This window comes from Desulfobacter sp., from assembly GCA_028768525.1.
Lineage (GTDB): Bacteria > Desulfobacterota > Desulfobacteria > Desulfobacterales > Desulfobacteraceae > Desulfobacter.
Genome location: CP054837.1, coordinates 5,286,575 through 5,301,934, shown reverse-complemented (window position 1 = coordinate 5,301,934; position 15,360 = coordinate 5,286,575). Strand labels below are relative to the sequence as shown.

Genomic DNA, 15,360 nt, shown 5'->3' with positions numbered 1-15,360 from the left:
TTATCCCTCCCCCGGCACCGGGGCATAGGCCCGTTTCCACAAGGCCCGGTAGTCCCGGATTTCTTTTTCCCAGCGGCTGTGGTCCCAGCCCAGATAGGGGCAGACCCGGGCACGGATATCATCCATGATATCCATTCCGCCCCGGGGCAGGAGCAGGCCGATACGGGTCCGGCGCAGCATCAGGTCCTCCAGCCGCCTCACCTGTTCAAAGCCGGCACTGAATTCCAGTTCTGCCCACAGGGTGGCGGTTTGTCCCACCGGCCGGCTATTCTCCCGGGTCAGCAGCTTCCATAACCGCCCGGCACGGTTACCGTGGCGGCCACGGAGCCGGAGTGCCCCGTTGCCGACCCCTGCCTCGGGCAAGCCTGCAGCAAAGTCAGGGCACCTGCATTTTTTTATCCGGCCGTTTCCCGGCAGATAGGCGGCAGCAGCCTTTAAGGCATCCCGTGCCAGAAGGCTGAAGGTGGTTAATTTCCCCCCGGTCACGGTCACCAGCCCCTTATCTTTCCAGACCACATGCTCCCTGGACTCACCGGATGCGGATTTTTTTCCCTTGCTCAGCACCGGCCTGACCCCGGCAATGGATGCCAGGGCATCATCCAGGTTCAGCCCAAGGTCGGGCAGGATAAAATCAAGGCCCTCAAGCAGGTAGTCGGATTCCTCCGGGGTGATGGCCGGATCCTGATCCAGGTCTCCGTTGAAGTCCACATCCGTGGTGCCCAGAACCAGGCTCCCTTCCCAGGGAAAAAGAAATACCGGGCGGCTGTCCCTGGGATGGGCAAAGGAAATCACCCGGGTCAGGGGAAAAAGTTTTCCCGGAAAAATCAGGTGGCTGCCCCGCAGGGGGCGGATGTGGAGCCCCTTGGCCGGTGAGGCATGGAGAATTTCGGCATGGGGGCCGGTGGCATTGATCACCACCGGGGTCTGAATTTCCTTTTCCCGGCCCGTGTCCCTCTCTTTGAGGCTCAGCGACCGGACCCGGCCCTGCCCGTCCCTGCCGATGGCCACGGCCTTGGTGTAATTAAGGGCATGGCCGCCGGCCTCGCAGCCGTCAAAAATCAGCCGGAGCACCAGCCGGGCATCGTCCACCTGGGCGTCCCTGAATCCCACCGCGGCATTGAGGCCCTGGGTCCTGAGCCCTGGAATGGCGCCGAGGGCGGCCTCCCTGTTAAAATGCCGGTGCTGGCGGGTGCCGGCCATGGCCGAATAAATTGAAAGGCCGGCCTTAACAGCCCTTTCCGACGGCCCCATATGGGCATACACCGGCATGATGAATTCCAGGGGATTGACCAGTCCGGGATAGAGGGCCAGCAGCCTTTCCCGCTCTTTCACAGCAGACCGTGTCAATAGGAATTTCCCCTCTTTGAGATACCGCAGTCCGCCGTGCACCATTTTTGAAGAGCGGCTGGAAGTCCCCCAGGCAAAATCCGCCGCCTCCACCAGCAGTGTCCTCAGCCCCATGGCGGTAGCCTGGAGAAATGCCCCGGCCCCGGTAACACCGCCACCGACCACCACCACCTCATAGGCAGGTCTTAAATCTTGGAATTTCACCGCAAGTCCTCCCACAATTCCCGTGCTTCGGCCATGGCCGATTCAACAGCGGCCCGGACCCATTCCGGCCCGTCTTCCAGGGCGGTTTTCAAGGCCCGGTAATAACGGTGACTGGCGCTCCGGCAGGCCGCCACATTGAAATACCACTGCCCCAGGACCTTGTATACCGGGGCAAAATCATTAAAAATCAATTTCAACACCGGATTACCGGCCAGGGTGACCATTTTCATCTGCAACTCCCAGTCAAAGCGGGCAAAGGATGCGGCATCGCCATTTTCCGTTGACGGGGCCTGGGCCAGCAGGTCCAACAGGGCGCCGGGATCCGTTTCAGCGGCCTTCCGTGCCATCCCCGGCAGCATCAGGACCCTGGCCTCAAGGATGTGGACGATCATATCGTGGGAGAGATAATTCCCGTACCGGGCCAGGGTGGTTAAAATGCTTAAGCCCCCGCAGGCAAGGTAATCGTTCACCCGGGTGGGGCGTCCGTGGGAAATGGTGATCCAGCCGTCTTTGGCCAGGCGCTGAAGGGCTTCCCGGATGGTGGGCCGGGTCACCCCCAGGGATTGTGCCAGGGCCCGCTCCCCGGGGAGGGCGTCCCCCGTGGAATAGGAATTATCCAGAATGGCTTCCAGGATCTGGTTTTCGGCATATTCGGCCGGTTTCATGGGCGATGTCCGGTTGTCCAGCAGGGGCATGGCAGTACCTCGTCTATTTTTTTGGGGTTCTGGTTAGAGGTCATACCAGTTACACATTAGACCTGTCAAACGAAAAGTAAAAAAAACATGGGGTTAGTCTTTTTTCACTGACTCAAATGGAATACATCGGAATGTCCGGAACGCCAGGGGGCCGGGAGAACAGACCGCTGCTGCAGCCAGTTTTCCGGGTTCCGGGTGCCACCTGAAAAACTGCCACCCTGCGGAGCGGTCTCTATCATCTTTAAAGGAAATTTCCACACGTTCTTTTGCATCAAAGGAAAAGGAATCCAGGGGGATGGACAGGCCCCCTCCCCTGGCTTTGATATAGGCCTCTTTCAATGTCCATAGATTCAGAAACGCCGCTTTACGGGCGCCCTCCCCTTCGGCGGCCCGGACCCGGGCCGCCTCTGACGGGGAAAAAAACCGGTCTGCCACTGCCGGATCCACACGGCGCCCAAGGCTCTCGATATCCACCCCGATTTCCCGGCCCAGGCAGAGTCCGCAGACGACGCCGCCCTTGCAGTGGGAGAGGTTAAAGCGGATATCCTTGAGCCCCGGCACAGCCATATCCGGATCCAAGGCGGGCTTGCCGTGGTCGTTTGCCGTAAAAACCAGCCTCTCCGGGGACAGGCCCGTATACTCTGAAACGAGATAGCGGACCAGGGCCCTGGCCGTCAGGCTCAGGTGCCCGGCCGTTTTATCCCGGAACCTTTCGGCCTTTTGTATCTCATCCCGGCTGAGCACCGACCGGTACAGGGTCAAAAGATCTCCGCGGTCAGTATCACGGGCCCGGGTATAAAAGAGGTGGACCCTGTCCGCTGAAAGCGCCTCCCTCACCTGCCGGCCCCCAGAATAGGCGTTACCATATTGCCCAGCACCCGGCCGGGCCCGGTCTCCTGGAATCTTTGGGCACCGTTTTCTGCCATATACCGTATTGACTCCATCCACCGCACCGGCGAAATTATCTGGCGGCAGAGAAGCTCCCGCATCCCGTCCGCCCCCCCGGAATAGGGCCTGGCCAGTACATTGGAAACCACCGGGATCTTAGGGGCAAGGAGTTCAAACCCGGCCAGGTAGGCACTGAATTCTGCGGCGGCGCCTTCCATGAGGGGGGAGTGAAAAGCCCCGGACACGTTCAATACCTTAAACCGGGCCCCGGCCATGGCCCCAAACAGCTGTTTTGCCGCCCCAATCCCCTCCCGGGTTCCTGAAACAACGGTCTGGGCCGGGGTATTCAAGTTGGCAATGTACACTCCGCAGACACCGGCTGCGGCCAGGCAGTCCCGGATCTCATCCGGGCCGGGGCCGATGACGGCCGCCATGCCGCCGTTTTCCGTCCGGTTCATCAATTCCCCCCTTTTTTTCACCAGCCTCAATCCTGTGGCAAAATCAAGGACACCGGATGCGGTCAGGGCGTTGTACTCACCCAGGCTGTGCCCGGCCACGAAGGCGGGCAGTTCTTCCCCATTCTCCCTGGCCGCCTCCCAGGCCAGGGCATTTACGGTGAACAACGCCGGCTGGGCGTATTGGGTGGACCGAAGCCGGTCATCCGGGTCATGGAGGCAGAGGTCCCGGATTGAATAGCCGAGAATATCCCCGGCCGCCTCAACCATGCGGGGGAACCGTGAAAAAAGTCCCCCGCCCATGCCCTTTTCCTGGGACCCCTGGCCGGGGAAAACCGCAGCATACCCCATTTTTAAAGCACCTCCCTTTTGATTTTATCCATATGTTTGATCTCATCCCCGAGCAGGGTCATCACCCGGTAGACGTTCATGGGCCGGGCCAGGATTTTATTCTGCCGGACAAACCCCGAGGTCCATGCCCCGGGTCCCAGATCAAATATTTTTACAGGTCGTTTTTCCTGCCCGGGCGCCCCTCCAAGCTGATGGTTAAGGGTTTTCAGGGCTTCCGGAAAAATAACAGGGCGGCGCCCGATATCCGTCAGATAAGAAGGAGAAACCGCCTTGACAAGGCGGCCGGTGCAACAGGAAATCACAGGGGTTTCGGGGACTGCCAGGCGGATTTTTGCAGCCGGCAGACTTTCTTCCATCCACCGGTCCAGGGCCGGTTCAACCCCGGGGGAATGAAAGGGGAACCGAACCGGCAGTTCCTGGTAACCGGTGCCGGTGTCCTCCAGACGGCGGATCACACGGGCCATGCCCGCCCGTTTCCCGGAGACCAGGAAATGCCGGGGGGCACTGATGCCGGCCAGCCAGACGTTTTCCCGGATGACCGGGTCATCTTGGTAGCGTTCCGGCCGGTCAGAAATCCCGGTCATGGCCCCGGCCGGGCAAACGGTTTCAAGGATGGCGGCCTGTTCCAGAAGCATGGCCAGCATATCCTCGGGCGGTGCCACTTCTGCAAGGGCCAGGGCCACAAACTCCCCCAGGCTTGTGCCCAGAAGGCAGTCCGGCTCAATTCCATAATGAATCAGGGTTTTGGCCAGGGCAAACTGAACCGAGAACAGAACGGGGTGTGAAATGAGGATATTGTCAAACCGGGAATTCTCCGGGACGCCCCCGCCGAAAAGGAAACCGGTCATGGACAGGGGCATTCTTTCCCCTGCTGCTGCGGCCAGAAAGTCCATCCATTGTCTGAACACAGGTTCGGTGCGGTAGATCCCGGCGGCCATGCCGGGGTACTGCGCCCCCTGTCCCGTAAATAAAAAGATATGTCTGTATCCGCTCCTGGCCATTTTCCGATTCCTCCCTTGGGGCAGGCCATGGTATCATAATCTCCCGCACAAGCCAAATGTATGAAAGGCCGTCCCATCGACACCCTTGGCAGTTATGGCAATCCCCCACCATCTGTGCTATGTTTCGGACAGTTGCGCCACTGGATTGATAATTATCATACAAAGAACCGATATCCCATGGACACAATTAAATCATTTATCGCATCCTACACCGCCCCCAAAGGCCTTACCCCCGAAGACGGCATCACCTATTGGCAGGAACGGATACTGCGGACCCTGCTCCTGGCGGCCTCGGGCCTGGGGGCGCTGACCTGGGCCCCCAGCGTCTACCTCTCCATCAAAGAAGAACTGTGGATGGTGGCAGGGGCCGACACCCTGGTGCTGGGATATGTACTGTTTCTGACCCTGAATCCCGGCCTCTCTTACAGGGCCAGGGCCGCCGGCATGTCAATTATCACCTATATTCTCGGGCTGATCCTCATATTTACCCTGGGCCCTTACGGGGGCGGCCCCTTGTGGATTTTTCTCTTTCCCATTCTCACTGCGGTCCTGCTGGGCCCCAGGGCCTCATCGTGGACCCTGGCCCTCAACGGGGCAACCGTTGTGTTCATCGGCTTTCTGATTCACCAGAACCGTCCGGAAATCATGGTCCGGTTCGGGTTTAAGGCCTGGCACCTGGTCCAGGAAAACCCTGATATGAAATGGGTGGTGATCTGCGCGAATTTCATGCTGCTCAACATACTGGCCACGGTCTCGGTGAACATGGTACTTAACGGACTACAGAAATCATTGTTAACCCTGTCGGTTTCCCGGAAAAAATACCGCAGGATTTTCGACAATATCCTCGACGTCTATTTTGAAACCAGCCTGGACGGCACGATTCTGGAAATTTCCCCCTCCATTGAACAGGTATGCGGATACTCCCGGGACGAACTGCTGGGCACCCCGATTCACCGGCTGTACCACAGGCCCGAGAAACGGCAATTATTTGTGGAGCACATTGTCCGGGAAACCCATACCCCGGAATACGAAATCAGGCTGAGGGACAAAACAGGGAAAGCGGCCGTCTGCTCCGCCAATGCGCGCCTGATCAGGGATAATCTTGGAGAACCCCAGAAAATCATCGGTATTCTCAGGGATATTTCAGAACAAAAAGAAATTGCCAAGCGGAAAAAAGAACTGGAGGAACGGTTAAACCGGTCCCAGAAAATGGAAGCCTTGGGGCTTCTTGCAGGCGGCGTAGCCCATGACCTGAACAATGTCCTCTCCGGCATTGTCACCTATCCGGACCTCCTGCTCATGGATATTGACGAAAACAGCCCCATGGGCAGAGGACTGCAAACCATTCAGGCCTCTGGTTTGCGGGCCACTGAAATCGTCCAGGACCTTCTGACCCTCTCCCGGCGGGGGGTGGTCAGCCGGGAAGTGGTGGATCTCAACACGATTGTCCGTGAATTTCTGCGCACCCCGGAATACGAAAAAATCCTGTCCTTTCACCCCAATGTGACCGTGACCACGGACCTTTCGGCAGGTATCTCCCGGCTCAGAGGCTCGGATATCCATCTGCAGAAAACTGTGATGAACCTTATATCCAATGCCGCCGAGGCCCAGCCCCACGGCGGCATCATCAGAATCACCACCGTAAACCGCCGCCTGGACAGGCCTCTAAAAGGCTATGGCCGGGTAATGGAGGGGGATGTCCTGATACTCTCCGTGGAAGACCGGGGTGAAGGAATCGCCCAGGAAGACCTCAAGCGGATATTTGAACCCTTCTTCACCAAAAAAGTCATGGGGCGCAGCGGCACTGGGCTGGGTATGGCCGTGGTATGGGGAACGGTCCAGGACCACGACGGTTATATCGATGTCACCTCATCCCCGGGCCGGGGCACCCGGTTCGACCTTTATTTCCCCGTTACCCGGGACCTGCCGGAGACGGCTTCGGGAGCTGTGCCTTTTGAGCGCCTTGCGGGACAGGGAGAACGGATACTCATTGTGGATGACGATGCCCACCAGCGCCAGATCGCATCCGGATTATTGGAACGGCTCAACTACACCGTATTTACTGCGGAAAATGGCGAAACCGCCGTCTCCCTTCTGAAAGACAGGGAGGCGGACCTGGTGCTTCTGGATATGATCATGGATCCGGGCATTGACGGCCTGGAGACCTACCGCCGGATCAAGGCATTCCGCCCGGACCAGAAGGCGATTATCGCCAGCGGCTTTTCCAGGACCCGCCAGGTAAAAGAAGCCATGGCCCTGGGCGCCGGCCAGTACCTGAAAAAACCTTACACCCTTGAAGAGATCGGCCTGGCCGTTCAAAGGGAATTGAGACGGAACTGATTTCCACGCCTCTTTGACGGATTGCGGGTCAGGCAATTTTATTGAGCAGTTCCAGAACCAGCTCCTTTTTCACCAGACCGTCGAACCAGTTATTGACGGCATCATCGGCCCCATTGTATGCGGCCAGAACCTGTCCGACCAAGCTTGCCCGTGCCGCATTGTCCCCCCCGGCCATCACCGCCTGAACAATGCCTTCCCCCGGTTGCCGCTCGTACCGGGCAATGATCTGGACCACCCCGCCAAAGGCCTCTGGGGTATGGCAGGACTGGCCGAAGCCTGCAACGGCAGCAATACTCTCCTTGTCCGCAGCATCCAGGCCCTGGATGGCCCACATCCCTGCGGGTGACCCTGAAAAATCATTTTCCGCCAGATGCCGAATGGTTTCGGAGGGAGAGATTCCTTCCAGCCCGGCCAGGCAGACCCTGGCAAAAAAGGCCGCCGTATCAATGGTGGCCTCGTCATTATGGGTCATCCGGGTCTGATCCCGCACCGCTTTGTCCAGGGCATGGGCATCGCCCCGGTGCCCCAGGACAATCGGGGCCATCCTTGAGGCACCGGCAATATCGTTGGACGCCGAACCGCAGGATTCAGGTCCCTTATCCCTGGCGATATTTCTGAGGGTGCCCTTGGTGGCCATGTCCATATACCCGGTATAATCCGAGAAAAGGACCTGCCAGTCGCTGAAAAACCGATCAAGGGCGAACCCGCCGTTCCGGGCAACGGATTCAAGCAGGGTAAGCGTCTGGTCACCGTAATGGGTGAACTCCCCCCTGGTTTTGGTGGAATGATAGGATCCGGGGGCAGGTGCCAGCAACCGGTCCACCCGGCCATGGCCGGATTTGATCTGATCTGTATCATATATCCAGTGAACCCCCAGCGCCAGTGAATCGGCTGCCAGGGAAGCCTTTACCATATCATGGGCATGATCTGTCATGGGGTCACCTCTTTTATTTTATCATCTTTACAAAATACAACTACCCAAACAATAAGTCGCATACATGTCATTGGGAAGGTCTGAGATAATCACCCCTCCTTTACCCCATGGGTGGCGGCAAACTTTTCGAACATCCGCACCATGCCCGTGGCCAGGTTGAATATCATGGCGCTGCCGCCGTTTTGATCGGCACTGCGGTCAAAAAACAGGGTCAGGTTGGAGGCCATGCCCTCCTCCGGCTTCCAGTAACAAACCAGCATGGGCAGCAGCGGCAGGGGATAGAGCACCAGGGAGATATCCGATTCATAGGCCCTGTCCATGGGTTCGCCCGAAAACATATCCACCAGATCCTCAAACAATGCCGGATAGGTATCGGCAATATTCTTTAGCGGCCCTTCCCCCCGCCGGGCAAAAAGATTATTCTTTTCCATGCCCCCGGCCAGCTCCCGAAAAGGCACCCAGTCGCCAGAGGGCTTGGCACCCCGGGCATCAAGCACATAATTCATCACCGGCATCACCATCCAGGGATTGACATGGAGATCCGTACGGAACCGGCCCGCGTTATTAATGGAAAACAGCTTCCCGAAAATCCTCAGGGTCAGCCATCCCCCCTTAAATTTTCCACCGGTCCTTTGGGCCGCCGCTTCCAGGTCGCATCCGGCCAAACGGGCCCTGAAAGCCGCCATGGCTTCCTCACGCTCTCTTTCCCCGGGCGGGCCCTCGTGGGAATGTCCCTGGTAACGGGCTATCACCTCCCTGGCAAGGGCCGGGCACCGATCCAAATTCTTCTGTCCTAAAAACACCTTTGAGGCAAAGGCCAGGCAGGTGGGCTCATCACATTTTCTGCAGTTGGATTTATCAAGAAGCGAAAACACTTCCATGGCATTTTTGAATTCCGGCATCTATCCTCCCGATTTGGCTTTTCAATCAGGCCGATTATGGCACAGCCCAAACCTCCAGTCATCCGATTTTTCATCCAGAACGGCTTTGCAGAAATGAAAGGTACCAATGTAATAAATCCACTATTTAAACTGAGCTATAACTCCTCAAGCTTGACGATGGTCTTGCAATTGTCGCATTTGTAAGCATAGTAAATATCAACTTTTTGCCCGTATCTAAATAAAATCTCATTTACAAATAAATCTGCATGCCATTTATCCACACTTCCTCGTGGGACTCGCACTGTCTGGAGCGCCATTTTTGTTGAGCATTTTTTGCACTTTTTGCTTTTAAACAATTTATTGAATAGCGCTTTGCAGCTCATGTGATAAGTTGCGACTTCACTCATTATAGATACCTTGAAAGTATTTGATGTTTCATTTCTATCAGAAATTAAAGGTTGTGATTTAAAATCGATTAATTGAAGATATAATATCCTCCTTCCTTAAATTGCAAGGGGAAAGCTATGCATTAAAAAGAGGAATGGCAGTTTGGATTTAGCAGGGCGGGTAATTCTCGCATGCTTCGTTCCCGGACGCCTGCGGCAGACAGCGACAGACTGTTAAAAAAACCCTTTCCTTGGCTCCCGGTACCAGCCTTTACAAACCCCGTGCCCATACTTATATTAGTCCAAATTTTTTAACCCATGCCACCCCAATATAAGGAGACACCGGTGAAGCAGACCATTGTGCTGGCCACAACCAACAAAGGCAAAACCAGGGAAATGCAGAATATTTTCAAAGACCTTCCCGTTGAAATAAAAAACCTATCGGATTTCGGCCCCATCCCGGAAGTCATTGAAGACGGGGAAACCTTTGACGACAATGCCTACAAAAAAGCAGCATTCACCTCTCGGATTTTGGGCTATCCGGCACTGGCAGACGACTCAGGACTCTGTGTGGATGCCCTGGACGGGGCCCCGGGCGTCTACTCCGCCCGGTACGCCGGTGAAAATGCCACCGATGCAGACAATGTTGCCAAACTCCTTGATGCCATGGAAAACCAGGAAAACCGCAAGGCTGCTTTTGAATGCGTTATTTCCATTGCCGTGCCCACAGGAGCCGCCCTCACCTATGAAGGACGGTGCGAGGGGATATTGACCCGGGAGCCGGCCGGTGACAACGGGTTCGGATACGACCCTCTTTTCTTTTTTCCGGAATACAACAAAACCTTTGCACAGCTGGGCATGGATGAAAAGGCCAAGGTCAGCCACCGGGGCAAGGCCCTCAAGGAAGTGACCCGGGAGATGGACAAAATTCTCGAATGGATCGACATCAATATGCCCCGGTTTAAAACAGTGCCCTGCAGTGATTCCGGCGAATAATCAAAGCGGGATAAAAATATCGGAGGAATAAGAATGGATGATTTCAAATCATTGGTAAAAGCCAACCGCTCCTGCCGCCGGTTTGACAACAGCGTAAAACTGACGACCCAAACCCTGGAGGAATTGGTAGACCTGGCCAGGATGACACCCTCGGCCGCCAACAAGCAGCCCCTGAAATACATGATTTGCTCAGATCCGGCCAAAAACGACGATATTTTCTCATGCCTGACCTGGGCCGCCTACCTCAAAGACTGGAAGGGACCCCAAAAGGCCGAACAGCCCACCGGCTACATCGTAATCATGGGCGACACCACCATTGCGGACAAATTCTGGTGCGACCACGGTATTGTCGCCCAGACCATGCTTTTGGGCGCCCGGGCCAGGGGGCTTGGCGGCTGCATCTTCGGTGCCATCAACATTAAAAGGCTCAAAGAGCTGCTGAATATCGGCGACCACCTGGAAGTTAAACTGGTCATTGCCCTGGGCAAACCCGTTGAAGAGGTCCGGATCGAAGACCTTGGCGAAGACGGAGACATCAGATACTGGCGGGACGAAAACCAGGTCCACCATGTGCCCAAACGAAAACTTGAAGACCTGATTGTGGGATCCTGGTAACCGCCGTGAAGGTACTATTTGTCAATCCGGCCTGCCTGGACAAGCGGGTCACCGACGATGATGCCCAGCAGGTGCCCATCGGCCTATACTACCTGGCCGCCGCCCTTCTGGACCAGGGGATGTTTGCCACCATTCTGAACCTGGCAGCAGACCATGCCGATCCACTGGCCCTGTTCCGGTCCGCCCTTGACCAGGTCAAACCGGATATCATTGGATTTTCCGTGACCAACCCCAGCCGGATCAATGCCGGGGCCTGTGCCAGGGCCGCCAGAAAAGCCCTGCCCAATGCACTTATAGTCTTTGGCGGCCCTGCCCCCACCTTTATGGCAGACCACCTGTTTGCCGCCTGCCCGGAACTGGACCTTATTGTCCGGGGCGAGGGGGAAACCAGCTTTACGGCACTGGCCCGGACAGCCGAAGCCGGAGCTGAACTGGACGAACGGCTTGACGCCATCCCGGGACTTATATACCGGAGTAAAAACGGGGAGCTGAAGGATACCGGCCCGGCCGAGCCCATTGGGGATCTGGACCGCCTGCCCCACCCGTCAAAATACTTCACATACAAACACCTTGCCATGTCCCGGGGCTGCCCGGGCAGATGCACCTTCTGCGGCTCTCCGAAATTCTGGGGCACCTCGGAGGTCCGCCGCCATTCCCCCCAATGGTTTTTTGAAGAGATCCAGGCCCTGGCCGCCAAAGGGGTCACCCATTTTTTCATCTCCGACGATACCTTTACCATGGACCGGGAGGCAGTGGCCGAACTCTGCTCAAAAATGATTGAGGCACGCCTGCCCATCACCTGGAACGCCATTTCCCGGGTGGACTATATCGATGAAAGGATCCTCCCGCTCATGCGCAGGGCCGGCTGCATCCAGATCAGTTTCGGGGTGGAATCCGGGGCGGATAAAATTAAAAAAATTCTGGGCAAGCCCGTGGACAATGCCGCCTGCGCCCGGGCCTTTGACCGGGTCAAATCCTACGGCATTCTGCCCCGGGCCTATTTTATCTACGGATCTCCAGGAGAAACAGACGCCACCATTGAAGAGAGCATCAGTCTCATGGAACGGCTGGCGCCCCTGAGTACGGTGTTTTACATGCTGGTGACCTTCCCCGGTACCCGCCTGTATGCCCGGGCCAGGGACAAGGGGTGGATCGATGAGCAGGTCTGGTTCCGTGAAATTGAAGACCTGCCCTGGTGCGAACTGGATCCCCAGATGGATTTCCCACAGGCCAAAGCCTGGGGGGACCGGCTGCGCCAGGCCTTTTTCACCAATATTGAAGAATTTGCAGAAAAAATTGAGCTGAAAGCGGACCCGGCACTTTCTCCCTTCCATGCCGATTTTCTCTCCCGGCTGGCCCTGACATTTTCCCACGGTGAATATGCCCAGGACCCGAGGATTCCCCATCCTGATAAAATTGCGGCACACCTGTTTGAACGGGCCCTGGAATACCACCCTGACGCCCGTGCCTATCTGGGTCTTGCCATGATTCTGCAGAAATCACGGCAGTTCCCAGCGGCTGTTGCCAGGCTGGAAAAGGGGCTGACACACTTTCCCGGACACAAGGACCTTTGCGTCTGCATGGGGGTGAGCCTCATGAACCTGGGCGAATTTCACCGGGCCCTTTCCTGCTTCACCCCCTTTGACAGCGACCCGGGACTGGTGCATTATATAGATATCTGCAAGAAACAAATCAATTCATAATTAGAGATAAAAAATGACAGAATCCAATTATAAACTGGCCAACCTGGCCAGGCAGGAACTCAAACGCAGCGCCCTGCGGCAGGAAATCCTGGTCTGCGACTCCCAGAAAGCCCTGGACATGATCCTGGAGGCGCCTTCTCCTGCCACCCTGGTTCAGTCCTTCCCCGACCAGGATCTTTACTACCTCATGCATAAAATCGGGGTCCACGATTTCACCCCGGTACTGGCCCTTGCCACCTCCAAGCAGTGGGAATACATCCTGGACGTGGAAGTCTGGGATGACGACCGCCTGGACACGGCCATGATAACCCAGGTTTTTTCCCAGCTTTTCAAGTCGGATCCCCAACGGCTCCTCCGGTGGGCCATAACGGAAAAAACAGACTTTTTCGAATACTATCTCTACCACAATCTCACGGTGGTGGTCCGGGAACACGACGAACCGCCCCCTTCCGATTACGAAGACTATATTACCCTGGATGACAAATTCTACTTCCGGTTTCCGGACAGGGCAGCTCAAACAACAGATGACGACGGAATTCTTCCGGAAGAAGCAGCCGAAGACAACCGACTCAACGACGAGGCGCCGGAACTCATCGAGACCATGCTCAAAACCCTGGCCCAGATGGATCTTTCCGTTTTCCACGGCCTTTTGCTCGAGACCCCGGCCCTGATTCCCGTGGAAACCGAAGAAGAACAGTTCCGGCAGAAAAATATCCGGTTGGCGGAAAAAGGATTCCTCCCCCCCCACGAGGCCGTGGGCATTTACCAGCCCATATCCGCCTTAAGGCAACGCCCCCCTGCCGAAACCGGCCGGGGCAAGGATATGTTACCAGATCCGGAAATCCCCCTGCCACCGGCATTTTTCACCCAGTTTATTGAAGGGGAAGGCCTCTTTGCCCGGGCCCTTCCCCTGGTGCAGGCCCAGGGAGGGGTTCGGGACCTGGAAAGCGAATTTGCCGCCCTGCTCAATAAAATCATCTCCGCGGACCGGGTGAAAATCCGGAACAGGGAAACCATTGAAAAAACCATGGACAAGGCCCTGGCATTCCTCAGCCTGGGACTGGAAGTCCTGCTTGGCCAAGAGGAGCCGAGCCTGGAAAAGGCGGCGGGCCTCATCGGCCGGTATTTTCTGGAAGATATTTTCAGGACCGGATCAAAAGAAGGCATTGCGCTGAGGACCCGTGCCAAGGCCTGGTATGAAAAAAGCTTTCTTAAGGAAAAGAATCTGCCATTGAGTTTCCTTGGAGAAGCATACCTGGGTGTTGTGGGCGGCCTCATGATCCCCCGGCCAATGTTCTTTGCCGACTACGCAGATAAGGAACTTTACCGCCATTTCAGGTCCTTGAAAGATATACGGGCCACAGACAGGCTCCTCACCGAGATCATCAGCCTGGACGATTTTTTGGGGAAACTTGCCGTGGATACAAGCCAATTCACCCAGGGTGTCCTAACATACAAAAGCATGATCCTGACCTTCTGGGCCCGGAGCCGCATGGGCCTGGACCCCCTAGGCCCCAGCCTTGCCCCGGCCCCCCTGGACCGGTTCAGGGAATTTTTTGCAGGCCTGTTTGAGGGGGGAAATACCATTTCCGACAGCCGGGCCCGGGACCTGGCCCTGTGGGCGGAAGAGGCACTGGGCCAGTCCGATGAACACCTGCCTGCACCTTTACAGCAGGTGCTCTACAGCCTGATACGGGAAGTGGAAGAGGAATACGGCAGCGTAGAGCCGGCCCGGCTGGATCCCAGGTTCATGCCCCATTTTCTGCTGGCCCTGGACGAATAGTGGCAGAGCCCCTGGAAAACAGCGTTCAAATACGCATCAGACAGATCCCGGAACTTATCCGGGATCTGTCTGCCGCTTTTATACCCGAGGCGTATCAGGCAATGCGGCCCCTGCAGTTTGACAAAGCCGCATTTACCTGCGCCTTTCTCACCCCGGAAGAACTGGCAAGGCTCAACGAATTCAAAGCATTAAAAAAACAGGTGGAATGGTTTTGCGGCCGATATTCGGCCAAATCCCTGGCAAAAGAGATTCTCATGCCGGAACAGGCTGAAAATCAGATAACCATCGCCTATATGGAAGAAGGGGCCCCCTATCTGACCGAGTTTCCCCGCCACTGCCTCTCCCTGTCCCACAGCGGCATCTACACCGCCGCAGCACTGGCAGAGATCCCGGACATGCCCATGGGAATTGACCTGGAAAAAATGGGGCCCCGGCCTGGAAGCGCCTTTATGAAAACCGCCTTTACCCAGAAAGAAATCCGGCAAATGGGCAACTCATCCCATGCTCTGTTTACCGCCTGGACCCTGAAAGAGGCCTATTTAAAATATATCCGCAAAGGATTCAACGAAAGCCTGCATCAGGTGGAAGTCCTTGGCGGCAGAATCTTTCACGGCGGAAGGGCGCAGGATCTGGACTGCCGTACCTGGGAGCTGGACGGGGGATATCTTTTAAGCGGGGCCTTCCGCCCCGGCACAGCAATCCATTTTTCAAAGGCAATTGTTTAGGCCACCTCTAATAATCGTCTTTTGTTTCGATTTCTTCGTTGCAGGAAAATTTTAAT

The 15,360-nt window shown here is 56.4% G+C and carries 13 protein-coding genes; 6 read left to right on the top strand and 7 right to left on the bottom strand.

Translation table 11 applies throughout. The features are described from left to right. The 5 genes from HUN04_23325 to HUN04_23305 form a co-directional block, all read right to left on the bottom strand. Complete coding sequence (locus tag HUN04_23325; protein ID WDP92494.1) at positions 1-1,551, bottom strand: glycerol-3-phosphate dehydrogenase/oxidase; 1,551 nt, start codon at positions 1,549-1,551, stop codon at positions 1-3. Next, positions 1,548-2,216, bottom strand: coding sequence for a GntR family transcriptional regulator (locus tag HUN04_23320; protein WDP93383.1), 669 nt, complete (start codon positions 2,214-2,216; stop codon positions 1,548-1,550). Before HUN04_23320 ends, HUN04_23325 begins: the two co-directional genes overlap by 4 nt. 123 nt (positions 2,217-2,339) lie before the next feature. Continuing rightward, positions 2,340-3,083: a 4'-phosphopantetheinyl transferase superfamily protein gene (locus HUN04_23315; protein WDP92493.1), complete on the bottom strand. Its 744-nt coding sequence runs from the start codon at positions 3,081-3,083 to the stop codon at positions 2,340-2,342. Beyond that, positions 3,080-3,940: an ACP S-malonyltransferase gene (gene fabD / locus HUN04_23310; GenBank protein ID WDP92492.1), complete on the bottom strand. Its 861-nt coding sequence runs from the start codon at positions 3,938-3,940 to the stop codon at positions 3,080-3,082. The genes HUN04_23315 and fabD overlap by 4 nt, the downstream gene beginning before the upstream one ends. A gap of 2 nt (positions 3,941-3,942) precedes the next feature. Beyond that, a complete protein-coding gene (locus HUN04_23305; protein ID WDP92491.1) occupies positions 3,943-4,941 on the bottom strand; it encodes an acyltransferase domain-containing protein in 999 nt (332 codons plus the stop codon). A gap of 177 nt (positions 4,942-5,118) precedes the next feature. On the opposite strand from HUN04_23305, the gene HUN04_23300 reads away from it, so the two are divergent. Then, positions 5,119-7,281 (top strand): response regulator, encoded by a 2,163-nt coding sequence (locus HUN04_23300; GenBank protein ID WDP92490.1) that lies wholly within the window; start codon positions 5,119-5,121, stop codon positions 7,279-7,281. Between the two features lie 28 nt (positions 7,282-7,309). Here the strand turns inward: HUN04_23300 and HUN04_23295 are convergent, their stop codons facing one another. Beyond that, positions 7,310-8,215, bottom strand: coding sequence for an ADP-ribosylglycohydrolase family protein (locus HUN04_23295; GenBank protein WDP92489.1), 906 nt, complete (start codon positions 8,213-8,215; stop codon positions 7,310-7,312). Between the two features lie 89 nt (positions 8,216-8,304). Further along, complete coding sequence (locus tag HUN04_23290; protein WDP92488.1) at positions 8,305-9,117, bottom strand: DUF3786 domain-containing protein; 813 nt, start codon at positions 9,115-9,117, stop codon at positions 8,305-8,307. Between the two features lie 710 nt (positions 9,118-9,827). Here HUN04_23290 and HUN04_23285 point away from each other — a divergent pair. Genes HUN04_23285 through HUN04_23265 form a run of 5 tightly spaced genes read left to right on the top strand, consistent with a single transcriptional unit; the run spans position 9,828 to position 15,304 of the window. Continuing rightward, entirely contained in the window at positions 9,828-10,478 is a 651-nt protein-coding gene (locus HUN04_23285) for an XTP/dITP diphosphatase (protein ID WDP92487.1), read from the top strand. A gap of 33 nt (positions 10,479-10,511) precedes the next feature. Next, positions 10,512-11,093 (top strand): nitroreductase family protein, encoded by a 582-nt coding sequence (locus HUN04_23280; protein ID WDP92486.1) that lies wholly within the window; start codon positions 10,512-10,514, stop codon positions 11,091-11,093. Positions 11,094-11,098: 5 nt separating this feature from the next. Continuing rightward, positions 11,099-12,796: a radical SAM protein gene (locus tag HUN04_23275; protein ID WDP92485.1), complete on the top strand. Its 1,698-nt coding sequence runs from the start codon at positions 11,099-11,101 to the stop codon at positions 12,794-12,796. A gap of 13 nt (positions 12,797-12,809) precedes the next feature. After that, positions 12,810-14,579: a hypothetical protein gene (locus HUN04_23270; protein WDP92484.1), complete on the top strand. Its 1,770-nt coding sequence runs from the start codon at positions 12,810-12,812 to the stop codon at positions 14,577-14,579. After that, complete coding sequence (locus tag HUN04_23265; protein WDP92483.1) at positions 14,579-15,304, top strand: 4'-phosphopantetheinyl transferase superfamily protein; 726 nt, start codon at positions 14,579-14,581, stop codon at positions 15,302-15,304. Before HUN04_23270 ends, HUN04_23265 begins: the two co-directional genes overlap by 1 nt. Positions 15,305-15,360 lie beyond the last annotated feature (56 nt).